Source organism: Paraburkholderia sp. J41 (genome assembly GCF_905220235.1).
GTDB lineage: Bacteria > Pseudomonadota > Gammaproteobacteria > Burkholderiales > Burkholderiaceae > Paraburkholderia.
This window is the reverse complement of the sequence record NZ_CAJMZE010000006.1, coordinates 252,801-269,227: the sequence shown is the minus strand read 5'-3', so window position 1 is coordinate 269,227 and position 16,427 is coordinate 252,801. Positions and strand designations below refer to the sequence as shown.

13 protein-coding genes are annotated in these 16,427 nt (G+C 65.1%); 9 read left to right on the top strand and 4 right to left on the bottom strand.

The features are described from left to right. Positions 1-209: 209 nt before the first annotated feature. The 7 genes from U5805_RS08865 to U5805_RS08835 all read left to right on the top strand — a co-directional run bounded on the left by U5805_RS08865 (position 210) and on the right by U5805_RS08835 (position 7,860). Positions 210-1,343 carry a mandelate racemase/muconate lactonizing enzyme family protein gene (locus tag U5805_RS08865; RefSeq protein ID WP_322103091.1) on the top strand — a complete coding sequence of 378 codons (1,134 nt, stop codon included), beginning with the start codon at positions 210-212 and terminating at the stop codon, positions 1,341-1,343. An 83-nt stretch (positions 1,344-1,426) separates the two neighbouring features. Beyond that, on the top strand, positions 1,427-2,479 hold the full coding sequence (locus U5805_RS08860) for an ABC transporter substrate-binding protein (protein WP_322103090.1): 1,053 nt from the start codon (positions 1,427-1,429) through the stop codon (positions 2,477-2,479). 75 nt (positions 2,480-2,554) lie between these two features. Then, complete coding sequence (locus U5805_RS08855; RefSeq protein ID WP_322103089.1) at positions 2,555-3,694, top strand: porin; 1,140 nt, start codon at positions 2,555-2,557, stop codon at positions 3,692-3,694. Positions 3,695-3,782: 88 nt separating this feature from the next. Continuing rightward, complete coding sequence (locus tag U5805_RS08850; RefSeq protein WP_322103088.1) at positions 3,783-4,733, top strand: proline/glycine betaine ABC transporter permease; 951 nt, start codon at positions 3,783-3,785, stop codon at positions 4,731-4,733. A 136-nt stretch (positions 4,734-4,869) separates the two neighbouring features. Further along, positions 4,870-5,694: a betaine/proline/choline family ABC transporter ATP-binding protein gene (locus U5805_RS08845; protein ID WP_322103087.1), complete on the top strand. Its 825-nt coding sequence runs from the start codon at positions 4,870-4,872 to the stop codon at positions 5,692-5,694. Positions 5,695-5,700: 6 nt separating this feature from the next. Continuing rightward, positions 5,701-6,888: an MFS transporter gene (locus U5805_RS08840; RefSeq protein WP_322103086.1), complete on the top strand. Its 1,188-nt coding sequence runs from the start codon at positions 5,701-5,703 to the stop codon at positions 6,886-6,888. A gap of 93 nt (positions 6,889-6,981) precedes the next feature. Further along, positions 6,982-7,860, top strand: coding sequence for a LysR substrate-binding domain-containing protein (locus U5805_RS08835; protein WP_322103115.1), 879 nt, complete (start codon positions 6,982-6,984; stop codon positions 7,858-7,860). On the opposite strand, the gene U5805_RS08830 is transcribed toward U5805_RS08835, so the two are convergent. The 4 genes from U5805_RS08830 to aldA form a co-directional block, all read right to left on the bottom strand. Beyond that, the gene (locus U5805_RS08830; RefSeq protein WP_322103085.1) at positions 7,833-9,509 is read right to left on the bottom strand and encodes a choline dehydrogenase; all 1,677 of its coding nucleotides are present in this window, start codon (positions 9,507-9,509) and stop codon (positions 7,833-7,835) included. The two genes, U5805_RS08835 and U5805_RS08830, sit on opposite strands and share 28 nt — an antisense overlap. Positions 9,510-9,528: 19 nt before the next feature. Continuing rightward, entirely contained in the window at positions 9,529-10,746 is a 1,218-nt protein-coding gene (locus tag U5805_RS08825; protein WP_322103084.1) for a mandelate racemase/muconate lactonizing enzyme family protein, read from the bottom strand. A gap of 13 nt (positions 10,747-10,759) precedes the next feature. Beyond that, positions 10,760-12,064 carry an MFS transporter gene (locus tag U5805_RS08820; RefSeq protein WP_415914558.1) on the bottom strand — a complete coding sequence of 435 codons (1,305 nt, stop codon included), beginning with the start codon at positions 12,062-12,064 and terminating at the stop codon, positions 10,760-10,762. Positions 12,065-12,209: 145 nt separating this feature from the next. Beyond that, positions 12,210-13,631 carry an aldehyde dehydrogenase gene (aldA, locus tag U5805_RS08815; RefSeq protein WP_322103083.1) on the bottom strand — a complete coding sequence of 474 codons (1,422 nt, stop codon included), beginning with the start codon at positions 13,629-13,631 and terminating at the stop codon, positions 12,210-12,212. 325 nt (positions 13,632-13,956) lie between these two features. Between aldA and zwf the strand changes: the two genes are divergently transcribed. Further along, on the top strand, positions 13,957-15,567 hold the full coding sequence (gene zwf, locus U5805_RS08810; RefSeq protein WP_322103082.1) for a glucose-6-phosphate dehydrogenase: 1,611 nt from the start codon (positions 13,957-13,959) through the stop codon (positions 15,565-15,567). Between the two features lie 40 nt (positions 15,568-15,607). Next, positions 15,608-16,405, top strand: coding sequence for an ROK family protein (locus U5805_RS08805; protein ID WP_322103081.1), 798 nt, complete (start codon positions 15,608-15,610; stop codon positions 16,403-16,405). Positions 16,406-16,427: the final 22 nt, after the last annotated feature.

Sequence of the window (16,427 nt, the reverse complement as noted above, 5' to 3'; positions counted from 1 at the left end):
GTGTTCGACAAGGCGGAAAGCGCCTCGCTGGCGTGACGCAAGGCGACGTCATTATCGCGCCCAATCCGGCGAAATGAAGGCCGTCATTTACTTCAATTGACTTCATTGAGTGGCGTTAATTGCCCCACTAGGATGCCGTATCGCCCGAACGGGTGAAGGAGACAAACGCCGCCGCAAGCGCTTCAGGATGCCGGCCGCGCAACGAGACCATGACAACGAACCGCATCGTCAGCATCACCGTGAGCCAGCACCGGCTCCCGCTCGATCCGCCGTTTCCGGCGTCGTGGGACAGCCGTCCGCGCCGCGCGTTTCCCGCCACCATCGTCCGCGTCGAAGACAGCGAAGGCCGCGTCGGCATCGGTTCCGGCGACGCCATGTACGGCTTCGACGATTATCGCGACCTCTTCATTGGCACCGATCCGCTCGACCTCGAACGTCATTCGGCCGTGCTGGACAACCTCAACTTCCACGCGGGCCGGCCCTGGCCGCTCGACGTCGCGCTCTGGGATCTCGCGGGCAAGATTCGCGGCGAGCCGTGCTGGCAGATGGCGGGCGGCCGTTCGAGCCGCGTGCGCGCGTATGCGTCGTCGGGCGTGCATCGCTCGCTGGAGGGCATGGCGCGCTGGGCGGAGCACTGCGTCGCGCGCGGTTTTCCGGCGCTCAAGGTGCGTTTCGGCCGCGCGAGTCTCGCCGACGATCTCGCGGCGCTCGCCGCCGTGCGCGAAGCGGCCGGCGACGCCGTCGAACTGATGGTGGACTGCAACCAGGGCTGGCGCATGCCGTGGGACACGCAGGCGCCGTGGCACATGGAACAGGCGCTCGCCGTGATTCGCGAAGTGGAGCGTTACCGCGTCTATTGGGTCGAGGAACCGCTGCATCGCGGCGACTACGCCGGTCACGCGCAGTTGCGCCGGCGCACCGGCACGCGCATCGCGGGCGGCGAGATGACGCGCGACGCGCACGAATTCGCGGCACTGCTCGCGCACGACTGCCTCGACGTGTATCAGCCCGACGTGGTGTGCTCGCTCGGCATGGAAGGCGCGCGCAGGCTGGCCGCGCAGATCGAAGCGCACGGCAAGGTGTTCACGCCGCACACGTGGGGCAACGGCATCGGTCTCGCGGCCAATCTGCACGTGGTGGCGGGCGCGGGCAACGCGCCCTTCGTGGAGTATCCGTACGACCCGCCCGAGTGGAGCGCCGCGCGCCGCGACTTCCCGCTCACGCGCGCCATCGACATCGACGCACAAGGCTTTATCGAACTCGGCAACGCGCCGGGGCTCGGCATCGCGCTGGACGACGCCGTGCTCGCCGCGACCGTAGCGCACGACAGCCGCTACGAATAAAAGCCGGTCGGCGGCCGGGCACGAGCCGGCATTACCTGCCATTACCTGGCATACCAAAACATTGATAACAAGGAGACAACGCTATGAAACGCCGGACTTTGAAACGCTGGACTTCGCTGCTGCGCGCGGCCTGCATTGCCGCGCCCATCTTCGCCGCCGCGCCCGCCCACGCGGCCGGCGCCTGGTGCGGCCAGAACAAGCCCGTACATTTCGCGGGCGTGACGTGGGAAAGCGGCAACTTCACGGGTGAAGTGCTGCGCTACATACTCAAGACCGGCTACAACTGCCAGAGCGACGTCGTGCCCGGCAGCACCGCCGCCACCGAAACCGCGCTCTCGCGCAACGACCTGCAAGTGTGGTCCGAGCAATGGACGGGGCGCTCGGAAATCATCGCCAATGCGGTGAAGGCCGGCTCCGTGAAGCTGGTGGGCGACACGCTGCCCGGCGGCACGAAAGAAGGCTGGTACGTGCCCGACTACGTGATTCACGGCGATCCGAAACGCGGCATCAAGCCGAGCGCGCCAGGCCTGCAATCGGTGAGCGATCTGCCCAGATACAAGGCGCTTTTCACCGACGACGAGGAACCGGACCGCGGCCGCTTTCTCAACTGCCCTTCGGGCTGGGACTGCGAGCGCGTCAACACGCGCCTCCTGAAACTGCTCAAGCTCGACGACAGCTATACGAATTTCCGCCCCGGCACGGGCGCGGCGCTCGACGCGGCCATTTCGTCGGCGTACGAGCGCGGCAAGCCGATCCTCGCCTACTACTGGGAACCTGCCGCGCTGATGGCGAAATACAAGTTCGTACAACTGAAGATGCCGCCGTTCAACGAGGCATGCTGGAAAACCTTGCGCGAGGAAAACAGCGCGCAGCAATGCGCTTCGTCGTATCTGGTTTCGCACCTGAGGATCGGCGTTTCCACGCCCTTCTATCAGGCCGAACCGGGCGTGATGACGTTCTTCTCGAAGGTCAGCTTCCCGCTCGACTTCCTGAACGCGACCATTCTCGACATGACCGAGCATAAGGTCGACGCACAGGCCGAAGCGCTCAAGTTTCTCAAGCAGCATCCAGAAATGTGGAAGACGTGGGTGCCCGCCGATGTCGCGACGAAGGTTCAGCAGTCGCTCGGCGCATAACGATTACCGGTTCGATCAACAAGAATGGGCCGTGCATCGCTACCGCTGCCGGCCCGAGGAAATGGAGACACACACGTGAAGAAAAAGATTATCGCCGCCGCATTGCCGCTCGCCTTCGCCGCTGCCGGCGCGCACGCGCAAAGCAGCGTGACGCTGTACGGCCTCATCGACCTCGGCGTGGATTACGCCAACAACGTGGCGGCGGGTTCGAACGGCAACCTCGTGCCCAACAGCGGCAGCAAGCTCGTGCAGATGCAAAGCGGCGTGCCGGCGGGCAGCCGTTGGGGCCTGCGCGGCAGCGAGGACCTGGGCGGCGGCTATTCGGCCATCTTCCGCCTCGAAAGCGGCTTCGACGCGGCAACGGGCGGCCTGGGCGGCGGCCTCGCGTTCTCGCGCAATGCCTACGTCGGCATCGCGAACGAACGCTACGGCCAGATCACGCTCGGCAAGCAATGGGACGCCACCGTCGACCTGATCGAGCCGTACTCGCTCAACGGCAATTACGGCGGCTGGTACTTCGCGCATCCGAACGACATGGACAACCTCGACAACGGTTTCCCGGTCAACAACGCGATCAAGTACGTAAGCCCGACGATCGCCGGCTTCCAGTTCGAAGGCCACTATTCGCTCGGCGGCCAGGCCGGCCAGTTTTCGAACAACGCCTCGTATAGCGCGGCGGCCGCGTACACGCTCGGCTCGTTCAGCGCGGGCGTGGGTTATCTGCGCGTGAACGCCCCGATCTCGGCCGTGGCCGGTTACGGCAGCGGCGGTGGCTTCGTCAATGCCGTGTACGGCGACGCGCTCGCCAACGCACGCTACCAGGGCATTCTCTCGGCCGGCGCGTCGTATGTGCTCGGCAGCCTCAAGCTGATGGCGAATTACTCGAACGTCGACTTCTCCTCGGGCAACGGCAGCCACGATCTGCATTATCAGAACTACGAACTATCCGGCACGTACGCCGTCACGCCCGCCTTCACCGTGGGCGCGGGCTACACCTTCACGACGGGTCTCGATCACGCGAGCGACACCGAGCCGAAGTACCACCAGGTCAACCTGATCGGCCAGTATTCGCTTTCGAAGCGCACGTCCCTCTACGCGATGGGTTCGTATCAGCACGCCGCCGGTTCGGCCGACAACGCGCAGATCACGGGCTTCAATCCGTCGAGCACGCAGAACCAGGTCGTCACCCGCGTCGGCATCACGCATTCGTTCTAGGCGGGCGGACTGTCGTTCGGCACGCGCCGGCCGGCGCGGCGCGTGCCCGCATCACGCACCGAATGTCACACGCCGAATGAGGCTCATCATGGGATCTCCCTTCCTTCATCTCTCGATCGCCGACTGGGTCAACGATCAAGTCACCGCGTTCGTGCAGCGCTACGGCGACGCCTTTCACAACTTCAGCGTGCTCATGCTGCGCGACGTGCTCGTGCCGCTCGAAAGCCTGCTGCGCGCGACGCCCGCGTGGGTCGTGCTGCTCGCCGTGGGCGCGCTGACGTGGCACGCGTCGCGGCGCGCGGGCGTGGCCGTGCTGTTCGTCGCCCTGCTCTGGCTGATCGGCTGCTTCGGGCTTTGGGACAAGCTCATGCAGACCTTCGCGCTGATGCTGGTCGCGACGGTCATCTCGGTCGCGCTCGGCGTGCCGCTCGGCATTCTCGCGGCGTCGAGCAGCGCGTTGCGGCGCGTGCTGCTGCCCGTGCTCGACGTGATGCAGACGCTGCCCAGCTTCGTCTACCTGATTCCCGTGCTGATGCTGTTCGGCCTCGGCAAGGTGCCCGCGATTCTCGCGACCGTGGTGTACGCGCTGCCGCCGCTGATTCGCCTCACCGACCTCGGCATTCGTCATGTCGACGGCGAGATCGTCGAAGCGGCGCGCGCGTTCGGCACCACGCGCGCGCAGTTGCTGTTCGGCGTGCAGTTGCCGCTCGCGCGGCCCAGCATCATGGCCGGCATCAATCAAACGACGATGATGGCGCTTTCGATGGTCGTGATCGCCTCGATGATCGGCTCGCGCGGGCTGGGCGAGGACGTGCTCGCGGGCATTCAGACGCTCGACGTCGGCAAGGGCACGCAGGCCGGTATCGCCATCGTGATTCTGGCGATCGTGATCGACCGCATCAGCCAGGGCTACGGTCAAGGCCGCCGCACGCGCCGCTCCATGCAGCCCTCGCGCGTGCCGTTCAAGCGGGCGCGCGCCGCGGCGGCGAACGAGGCCGCCGAAGCCGACGCGGAAAACGCCACCACGCGCGCGGTCTGAACGCGCCAGCGCACCGGTCGGCGCATGCGGCAATGCACGCAGCAATGCACGCAGCAACGCATGCAGCGCCCATGAAGCCGCGCGCGACCGACGCAACCAGCAACGCACGGACGACTTACGCATCGAGGTAACGAACATGAGCGGCATCGAAGTCAAACACGTCTACAAGATTTTCGGCGCACGCGACGCGAGCCAGCGCGCGCTCGAACTGCTGCGCGGCGGCGCGGGCAAAGCGGAAGTGCTCGAAAAAACCCGCTGCAACGTGGGGCTCGACGACGTGAGCCTCTCCATCGGCTCGGGACAGATTTTCGTCATCATGGGGCTTTCGGGCTCGGGCAAGTCGACGCTCGTGCGCCACTTCAATCGGCTGATCGAACCCACGGTGGGCGAGATTCTGATCGACGGCAAGGACGTGCTCAAGCTCAACGACGGCGGCTTGCGCGAACTGCGCCGCTACGGCGTGAGCATGGTGTTCCAAAGCTTCGGACTCCTGCCGCATCAAACCGTGCTTAACAACGCGGCGTATGCGCTCGTCACGCGCGGCGAAAACAAGGCCGACGCCCTGGCCGCCGCGCGCGAATGGCTCGGTAAAGTGGGCCTCGCCGGTTACGCCGACCACTACCCCGACGAGCTTTCCGGCGGCATGCGTCAACGCGTGGGGCTTGCACGCGCGCTCGCCGCGAACACCGACGTACTGCTGATGGACGAAGCGTTTTCCGCGCTCGATCCGCTGATTCGCACGGAAATGCAGGACCAGTTGCTCGAACTGCAAAAGACGCTCAAAAAGACCATCGTGTTCATCACGCACGATCTCGACGAAGCGCTGCGCATCGGCAACCGGATCGCCATCTTGCGCGACGGCCGCCTGATTCAATGCGGCACGCCCGACGATATCCTGCATCGCCCCGCCGACGACTACGTGCGCCGCTTCGTCGAACGCCGCACCGGCACGACGCACTAAGCGCCGATGCGGTCGCTCGTCGGGCTGCTGAGCGGCTACACGATACTCGTCGGCGGCAATAGCCTGCTCACGACGCTGGTTTCGCTACGCATGCTGCATGCGGAACATGGCGCGCTCGCGGTCGGGCTCGTGCAGTCGTGCTATTACGTCGGCTTCATCGGCGGCGCGCTCGGGCTCGGGCCGCTGGTCTCGCGCATCGGGCCGCAACGCGCGTTCATCGGCTTCGCCGCGACGACGGCGCTCGCCGCGCTCGGCTATCAGTCGTTCGATTCGCCGCACGCGTGGGCCGTGCTGCGGCTCGTCATGGGCTTCAGCATGGTGGGCGTGTTCACGTCGATCGAAAGCGGCGTCAACGGCGCCGTGCAAAACGCGCAACGCGGCCGCGCGTTCGCGATCTATCTCGTGCTCACGTATCTGGGCGTGAGCGCGGGGCAATTTCTGCTGGGCGTAAGCACGCCCGGCAGCCCCGCCGGGCACGCGCTCGTCAATGGCTTGTTCGTGGCCGCGCTCGTGCCCGTTGCGTTGATCGGCGACTGGCAGCACGTTGCCGCGCCGAAGCCCGCAACCACGCCGCTCGCCACGCCAAAGCGCCCCGCCTTGCTGCTCGACGGCCTGCGCGAACTCACGCGCGTCGCGCCGCGCAGCGTGCCCGCGTGTATCGGCGCGGGACTGCTGTCGAGCGCGTTCTATGCGCTCACGCCCGTATATCTCGCGGATATCGGCTATCCGTCGAGCGACATTTCGCATGCGATGGGCGGGGTGCTGATCGGCGCGCTGCTTTCGCAATGGCCCGTCGGGCGTCTTTCCGACCGGCTCGGGCGGCGCGCGACGCTCGGCGCGGTCGCGCTGATCGCGGCGTTCGCGGCGGCGGCGCTGATCGTGATCCGCATCCCGTTGCTCATCGACGTCCTGCTTTTTCTCTACGTCGCGCTTACGTTCACGCTGTACGGCGTGATCGTCTCCGACGTCAACGATCGCGTCGACCAGGCGCGCCGCGTGCAAACGAGCGCCACGCTGCTGCTCGTGTTCTCGCTCGGCGGCGCGGCCGGGCCGACGCTCGCCTCGCTGTTCATGCGCTTGTTCGGCGCGGGCGGACTCTATGTGTTCGCGCTCGCCGTCACGCTCGCGCTCGCGGCGTTGTCGCGCGCGCCGGAGCGCGCCGTCGGCGTGTCGAACCCGGAGGCCGGCAACTGAATGGCGGCCGCCGCGCGGCCCGGTATACTGCGTCGTTTTGGCGCTGCATCGCGGCTTGCCGCGGCGCGCGAGGAGACGATCTTGAAGCGAAAAATGCCCGCGCTCAACGCCCTGAAAGCGTTCGAAGCGGCAGGCACGAGCGGCAGCTTTACGCGCGCCGCCGAGCAGTTGAACGTGACGCAAAGCGCCGTGAGCCGCCAGGTGCGCCAACTCGAGGACCAGCTTGGCGAAACGCTGCTCGAACGCCATCATCACCGGCTCGAACTGACTGACGCGGGGCGCGCGCTACTGCGCACGCTCCAGCAGTCGTTCGACCGCATCGAACTCACGGTGCGCACGATCCAGCAAAAGAGCGACCGCAACCGCCTGCGCGTGAACGTGGCACCCACCTTCGCGGCGCGCTGGCTCGTGCCGCGTCTGCCGAAACTGCATGCGCGCCACCCGGAACTCGAACTCAGCCTCACCACGCGCCTGCAAGACAGTCTCGACGATTCGACCTCGCTCGATTGCGCGATCCGTTTCGGCGACGGCGAATGGGACGGGCTCGAAAGCTCGCTGCTGATGCACGAGTCGCACATCGCCGTCTGCGCGCCTTCGCTGCTTGCGAACGGCACGCTCGATCTCACGCAAGTGACGCTATTGCACGTGCTCGCGGGCGAGAATCAGCGTTATTTGACGTGGCGCCATTGGCTCGACGCGGCGCGCATCGAAGGCGTGGACACCTCGGGCGGCTATGAATTCGATCTGCTCGATTACGCCATTCGCGCCGCCATCGAAGGGCTCGGCGTAACCATCGCGGACCGCAACATGATCGAGCGCGAGCTGACGCTCGGCCAGCTCGCGCCCGTGCGCGACGTGCATGTGGACGGTCGGCAGTCCTACTGGTTCGTGGCGCGGCCCGAACAGAAAGTGTCCAGGCCGCTGCGGCTTTTCAGGCAGTGGCTTCAGGAAGAAATCGCGGCGGCTGCGTAGCGCCGCGTGCCGATAGCGCGGTCGGCAGTCGTGCGGTCGGCGTCTTCGAGAATGAGGTCCGCGCCCTTTTCCGCGACCATCATCGTCGGGGCGTTGGTATTGCCCGAGGTGATGTTCGGAAAGATCGACGCATCGACCACGCGCAAGCCGTCGAGCCCATGCACGCGCAAACGGGCGTCGACCACGGCCGTTTGCGGATCGGGGCCCATCGCGCATGTCCCGCACAAGTGATAGATCGAGCCGCTTTGCTCGCGGAAGAACTTGAGCATGCTGGCGTCGTCGGTCACTTCGCCGGCGGGCGTGACTTCCGTTTCGGTCACGGCCTGCAAGGCCTTCGCCTGCATGAGCTGGCGCACGAGACGGCTGCCCGCGACGGCTTCGTCGCGATCCTTTTGCGTCGACAGATAATTGCCGCGAATCTTCGGCGCGTCCTCGACATTCGCCGAAGCGATTTCCACCGAACCGCGGCTCGTGGGCCGGCACGGATTGAAGCAGACGAGAAAGCCCGAGTAGGGTTCCGGCGTGAGTTTCGCGCGATTCGACTTCGGAATGCGATACGAAAGCGGGTTGAAATACACCTGCATGTTCGGATGCGGCTCGTCGCGATTCGTGCGGAAAAAACCGCCCGACTGATTCACGCTCATCGAGAACGGACCCGAACGCGCGAACAGCCACTGCAAACCGAACTTGAGCTGCGTGACCCAGCTATTGAACGCATCGTTGAGCGTTTTCACGCGCGCGCGATAGTAGAAACTCACGCACAAGTGATCCTGCAAGTTCTGTCCCACGGCCGGCAATTCATGCACGAGGCCGATGCCGTGCCTCGCCAGCAGCGCGCGCGGCCCCACGCCCGAAAGCTGCAACAGCTTCGGCGAATCCACCGCGCCCGCCGCGACGATCACTTCGCGGTTGGCATGGAACGTTCGCGTCACGCCCTGCTGCACGATTTCCACACCCGTGGCGCGGCGCTTCGCCTCGTCGAACAGCACGCGCGTGGCGCGCGCGTGATGCTCGATCGTGAGGTTCGGCCGCCGCCCCGCGCGATGCAGGTACGCCACGCTGCTCGAATCGCGCTTGCCGTCGCGCGTATTCACGTCGTAAATGCCCACGCCTTCGAGCCGCGCGCCGTTGAAGTCGTCGTTGCGCTCGTAGCCGAGTTGCTCGCAGCCTTCGATAAAGCTCGCACAGACCGGATGCGCGCCGTCGCGCATCGGCGTGATGTGTACCGGCCCGCTCGCGCCGTGCCAGGGCGTATCGCCGAGCGGATGCGATTCGAGCTTGCGGAAGTACGGCAGCACGTCCTGATACGACCAGCCAGGATTGCCCGCGGCGGCCCAGTCGTCGAAATCGCGTGTCGCGCCGCGCACGTAGATCATCGCGTTGATCGAACCCGAGCCGCCCTGCACCTTGCCGCGCGGCGCGTAAATCTGCCGCCCCGCGAGTTCCGGCTCCGGCTCGCTGTAGTACATCCAGTTGTAGAGCTTGTTGTAGTACAGCTTCGCGAAGCCGATGGGGATCTTGAACCAGAACGAGTTGTCGGGGCCGCCCGCTTCGAGCAGCAGCACGGAATGACGGCCCGAAGCCGAAAGCCGCTCGGCGAGAATGCAGCCCGCCGAACCCGCGCCGACGATGATGTAGTCGTAATTCATCTTGCGTGCTCCAGCGGCATCAACCGCGTGCGGGCGCCGTATCGCGCACGTCGGCCGGCTGGCTCGCCATCTGCAAATGCAGACGCTTGCCCGTGTACGGCGAATGCGCGCGCACGACTTCCATGTCGAGTTCGACGCCCAGACCCGGCGCCTTCGACGGAATGATGTAGCCGTCTTCCCATTGAATCGGCTTCTTGAGAATCTGCGCGTGGAAACCGTCCCACGTGCCGATGCTTTCCTGAATCAGGAAGTTCGGCGTGCATGCCGCAAGCTGAATGCTCGCCGCCGCGCCGATCGGCCCGTTGTAGAGATGCGGCGCGATCTGCGCGTAATAGACTTCCGCGAGCGTCGCCACTTTCTTCGCTTCGAGCAGACCGCCCACGCGCGCGACGTTCAACTGGATGATGGAGGCCGCGCCGCTGTCGAGCAGCTTGTGAAACTCGTATTTCGTGGTGAGGCGCTCGCCCGCCGAGATCGGAATGCTCGTATGGCGCGCGACTTCGGCCATCGCTTCGGGCTGGCCCGGCGGCACCGGTTCCTCGAACCACAGCGGGTCGTATTTTTCGAGGCGCCTGGCAAGCCGGATCGCCGAGGAAGGCACCATCTGGCCGTGCGTGCCGAACAGAATGTCGGCTTTGCTGCCCACCGCTTCGCGCACCTTGCGGCAGAACGTTTCGCAGCGTTCGAGCACTTCGAGCGAAAGCTGATGACCCGAATACGCCGTATACGGCCCCGCCGGATCGAACTTGACCGCCGTGAAGCCGCGCTGCACGTTTTGCGCGGCGCATTCGGCGGCGAGGTCGGGGTCGTCGTAATCGTATTCGCCGTCGCGGTTCTTCGGATAAAGATAGGTGTACGAACGAAGCCGCTCGTTCACCATGCCGCCCAGCAATTCGTAAACCGGCTTGTTGCACGCCTTGCCGACAATGTCCCAGCACGCCATTTCCAGGCCGCTCACGATGCCCATCATCGTGAGATCGGGGCGCTGCGTGAAGCCGCTCGAATACGTTTCGCGCCACAGGCGCTCCACATGATGCGGATCGCGGTCGAGCAGATAGCGCGAGAAAACGTCTTCGATCGCGGGCACCATCACATCGGGATGGAAGGTGGCCGCATAGATTTCACCGACGCCTTCGATGCCGCAATCGGTCTTGAGCTTGACGAAGATCCAGTACATGCCGCCCAGGTGCGGAGGCGGCACCGCAACGACGTGCGTTTCCAATGCAACGACTTTCATGTTTCGAACAGGTTCAGGCAGTTTGAGAATGGGTCATGCGCTTGAGCACGAGCGCGGCGATGCCGCCGAGCGCGCCGACGGCCGCGACATAGGCGAAATAGAACTGATAGCCGGTCAGGCCCGCATAGTGTTCGGTGAAGTAACCGTTCACGAGCGGCAAGAAAATGTCCGACGAATAGCCGATCAGCGAAACCAGGCCGATCGCCAGGCCCGTGATGCGCATGGGAATCGCGCAATGATCGAGCAGCGTCCAGTAAAGGCCGCGAATCGCATAGGTCATGAGGCCGATGAACAACACGACCGCGCCGAGCAGCGCCATGTTGCGCAGCGCGGGCAGGAAGATCAGGCCGACGAGACCCGCCACGGCAAGAAAGATCGCCCAGATCAGCACACGCAGATTCGAAAGCCGGTCGCCGAGCCAGCCTCCGCCGATGCCGCCGATCGGGCGCATCCAGAGCTTGAGCGTCGTGACCATGCCGGCCGCGACCACGCTCATATGCAGATCGCCTTGCTGGAGATACGCGGAAAAGCTGTAGGTGGCCCAGAAGATCTGATAGCCGCAGAACACCACGGCGGCCACGAGCCACAACTGCGGAATGGCGGCGAGCGTCGCGAGATCCTTGAGCAACGAGCCGTTTGCTTGCGCGGCTTCCGCCTGCGCGGTTTCGCTCGCGGTGGCGGGATCACCGAACAGGCTCATCAGCGCGCCAATCGCAATGCACGTGAAGGAGTAGAGATACACCACGTGGCGCAAGCCCGCGGCCTCGCCCTGGCCCGAGGCCGTTGCGGCCGCGAAAATCGCGAGCGCGACGGTGGCGAGCACGGCTTCCACGAGCCCGCGCCCGCCGTCGAGCACGCCGAAAAAGCGGCCCTGTTCGTTCGCGCCCGCGATCATCTTCACGCGCTTGAGCACGGAAGCCCAGAACGTGAGACCCGTGGTGAGTCCCCAGCAGCAGAAGATCACCAGTAGCGCATTGAACGAAGGCGCCGTGGAATACCAGAGACCGAGCACGCCGGTCGCGACGAGCGAAAAGCAGATCAGCAGGCGCGGCGCCACGCGATCGGCGAGCCAGCCGCTCGGCAGATAACAGAGAAAGAACACGATGCCGAGCATCGAGTACAGATAACCGAGCTGCGAATTGTCGATGTGAAAAACATCGAGCATCGTGGTCTGGTAGACCTGACGCAGATAAAGAATGGGATAGATCGCCCCGGCCGCCAGCACGAGCAGCATCAACTGCGCATAGCGCTGCGCCGGCGACGGCGTGGCGCGCGAATCACGCGCCGCGTTCAGGGGCTTCGATACGGACTTCTGCAAGATTGTCTCCTTGCCGCGCGTTGCAAACGCGCGCTTTTTTCTTTAAGCGGCTTGAACCGCTGAGAAGCGGCTTTAAAACCGCTTTAAACGATAAACAACGCGCCCGCCATGCGCATGCATTGATAACGGGCGCGCTTCGAAAACCTCAATGCGGCATGACGACAAGACGCGTTTGGGTGAATTCGAGCATGCCGTGCTTGCCGTCGTCGCCGCCCAGGCCCGAACGCTTCCAGCCCGCGTGATAGCCTTGATACGGATCGGCCGGCGTGCGGTTCACATACAGCTCGCCCGCTTCGATCTCGTTCGACACGCGCATGATCGAGCGGTAACGCTCCGTGAACAGCACCGAAGCGAGCCCGAACTGATGATCGTTGGCCATGCGCAGCGCGTCGTCGAGCGTGTCGTAGGCGATCACCGGCAGCACCGGCCCGAAGATCTCTTCCTGCACGATCTCCATCTCGTGACGGCAATGGGAAAGCAGCGTGGCCGGATAGAAATGGCCCGGCCCTTCGGGCACGCGCCCGCCCGCTTCGACCACGGCGCCCGCCGCCACCGCGCGCTCGACCATCGCGTGAATCTGCGCGCGCGCCTGCGCGCTCACGAGCGGACCCATGCGCGAGGCGTCCTCCGCGCGATCGCCGATCTTCACGGCGCGCATCTTGTCGCGCAGCAGCGCAACCAGGCGGTCATGCACCGAAGCCTGCACGTACACGCGTTCGATGGCCGTGCAAAGCTGCCCGCAATGCGACGTTTTCGAGCCGACGATGGCCGTGGCGGCCGCTTCGAGATCGGCGTCGTCCTCGATGATCGCGGGCGTCTTGCCGCCCAGTTCGAGCGACGGCTTCGCGATGTTTTCCTTGCAGTAGTCGAGCACCTTGCGGCCCGCCGCCACGCTGCCCGTCAACGTGATCATGCCGACCTTGCCGTGCGTGCAGAGCACCGCCGCCGTCTCGTGATCCATCGCGAGCACGTTGAAAATGCCGGCGGGCAAGCCCGCTTCCTGCGCGGCGCGTGCCACTTCGAACGCCGAGCACGGCGTGTTGTTGCTCGGGCGCACGACCACGGCGTTGCCCGTGATGAGCGCGGGCGCGATCTTGCGCAACAGCGTGTAGATCGGGAAATTGAACGGAATCAGGCACGCGACCACGCCAATGGGCTCGCGCATGAGAATGAGATTTTCGCGCGGGCTATCGCTCGGGATCACCTCGCCTTCCACGCGTCGCGCCCATTGCGCGTGATAGCGCAGGATTTCGGCGGCGTATTGCGCTTCGGCGGTGGCATCGGCCAGGCTCTTGCCCGACTCGGCGGCCAGCGCCGCGCCGATGGCCGGTGCGCGCGCCACGATGGCGTCGGCGAAACGATTGAGGATCGCGCCGCGCTCAGCGGCCGGCAAACGACGCCACGCGGGTTGCGCGGCCGCGGCGGCGGCCACGGCGCGCGCGGCGTCGGCGGCGCTCGCGGCGCTCACGTGGCCGATCCATTTGGCGTTGGCGGGATTGAATACGTCGATGCGCGGCGCGCCGGCATCGTCGAATTGTCCGTTGATGAAGTTCTGATGAGTTCGCATGGAATACCGCCGGTTCGTCGCGGAGACGGAAAGTGACGGCAGTATCGGCGCGCGCCTGGCGCGTCACAAACGATTAATTGTCGAGCCGAGCATGCGTTTTTCGCATGCTTCGAACTTTTCCGATGGAAGACGCGGCGCACGTTGCAGCGCGGCAAGACGCCGATTCGGGACCGCGCCTTATCACCCGCGCTCTGCTCGCGTCATTGCCCGAGCTTTACATATCGCCTACATATTCGCTCGAATTTGAACTGCGCCCGCACTTGACCGGTCTGCTAAGGCATTGCAATTGCTTGCTCCGGTCGCTCGTATCCAAGGAAGCGAAACCATGTCCACGAATTCCTCCAGCCGCGAAAGCGCCAACGCCCCCTCCACCGCGAAGGTCGACCCGCATCCCCAGCAAGCGGCCGCCGCGCCCGCCTCGCCCGCCGGCAAGCATCCGGCGCCGCCCTGCACGCTCGTGATCTTCGGCGCGGGCGGCGATCTGACCAAGCGCCTGCTGATGCCCGCGCTCTACAACCTGACCGTCGACGGCCTGCTCGACGAGAGCATGCAGATCATCGGCGTGAATCACGGCGAGCGCGAAACGCAGCAATGGCGCGACGATCTGCACACCTCGCTCGAACAGCTCGCCGCCGACAAGGCAAGCACTTTTCACGCGGGCAAGCTGGACGAAAATGCCTGGAACTGGGTGGCGCAGCGCCTGCAATACGTGGCCGCCGAATTCGAGGACGACGCTTCGTATCAGCAACTCGCCAAGCTGCTCGAAGGCAAGACGCAAGGTAACGTCGTGTTTTATCTCGCCGTCGGCGCGCATTTTTTCAAGCCGATCGTCGAGCGGCTCGGCAAGGCGGGCTTGCTGAAGGAAAGCGACGACGGCAAGGGGCCGTTCCGCCGCGTCGTGATCGAAAAGCCCTTCGGCACCGACCTCGCCTCGGCGCGCGACCTCAACGCGCATTTGCTGAACTTCGTGAAGGAATCGCAGATTTACCGCATCGACCATTTTCTCGGCAAGGACACCGTGCAGAGCATTCTGGCCGTGCGCTTCGCCAATGCATTGTTCGAGCCGGTCTGGCGCCGCGAGTACATCGACAGCGTGCAGATCACCGCTTCCGAAGTGATCGGCGTGGAAGGGCGCGGCAGTTTCTACGAGCAAACCGGCGCGTTCCGCGACATGGTGCCGAACCATCTGTTCCAACTGCTCGGCATGGTCGCGATGGAGCCGCCCAATTCGTTCGACGCCGAAGCCGTGCGCAACAAGAAGGCCGAAATCTTCGACGCGATCAAGCCGCTCACGCCCGACGACGTGGTGCTCGGCCAATACGAGCAGGGTCCGGCGGGCGGCGCGTACAAGGACGAGCCGGACGTGGCGAAGGACAGCACCACCGAAACCTACGCGGCCGCGCGCGTGTACATCGACAACTGGCGCTGGGCGGGCGTGCCCTTCTACCTGCGCACGGGCAAGCGGCTCGCCGCGCGCCGCACCGAAATCTCCGTGCAACTGAAAAGCGTGCCGTTCCGGCTCTTTCGCGACACGCCCGTGGACGCGCTCACGCCCAACGTGCTTACCTTGCGCATTGATCCTTCGCACGGCACGACCTTCGATTTCAACGTGAAAGCGCCCGGCCCGGTGATGGAAATGGGTGCGGTGTATTCGTCGTTCGATTACGATGACTTTTTCGCGCAGCGCGCCAACGTGGGTTACGAAACGCTGCTTTACGACTGCATGCTCGGCGACGAAACGCTCTTTCAACGCGCCGACAGTATCGAATCGACGTGGAGCGCCGTGGACGGCGTGCTGCATCCGAAGCAAGGCGGCGCGGTGCCGGTGCATGGCTATGCGTCGGGCAGCCAGGGGCCGAAGGAAGCCGACGCGCTGCTCGCGCGCGACGGGCGCGCGTGGCGCACGCTCGCACCGCCGGCCACCGGCAAGAAATGAAAGTGGATTGAAACCGCAAGCACCATCAACGGAGGACTGCGTGGCAAAGAAGAAAAACCCAGGCGGGGCGGCTGCCGCTTCGGCCGGCGTCGAAAACATTCTCGCCATCGACATTGGCGGCACCGGCCTGAAGGCCGCGATCATCGACGAAGACGGCACCATGCGCACGGAGCGCGTGCGCGTGGCAACGCCGCATCCGTGCCCGCCCGCGCTGCTCGTCGACACGCTCTGCACGCTCGTCGAGCCGCTCGTCAAGCAGCATCCCGTCTCGCACGTTTCCATCGGTTTTCCCGGCTTCGTGCGCGAAAATCGCGTCATCACGGCGCCGCATCTGGGCAACGAGGAATGGCGCGACGTACCGCTCGCGGCCATGCTCGGCGAGCGGCTCGGCAATCCCTCGGTGCGCATGATCAACGACGCGGAAATGCAGGGCCTCGCGGCGATCGAAGGCAAGGGCCTCGAATTCGTGCTCACGCTGGGCACGGGCGCGGGCACCGCGCTCTTTCGCGACGGCGAGCTGATGCCGCATCTCGAACTCGCGCATCATCCGGTCAGCAAGAAGCACGCATACGACGAGTACATCGGCGACGAGGCGCGCCGCAAGGCGGGCAACAAGCGCTGGAATAAACGCGTGGAAAAGGTCATCGGCATACTCGATTCGCTCGTGCATTACGACAAGCTCTGGATTGGCGGCGGCAATGCGGCGCGGCTCACGATCAAGCTGCCGCCCAACGTGGCGACGGTGTCGAACGATCGCGGCATCGAAGGCGGTGCGCGCCTGTGGCATCCGCGCTCGATTCGCGAAACGCGGCAGAACTATCCGGCGGCCAGCGCATGAGGCCGCCGCGCGCCGCGCCATT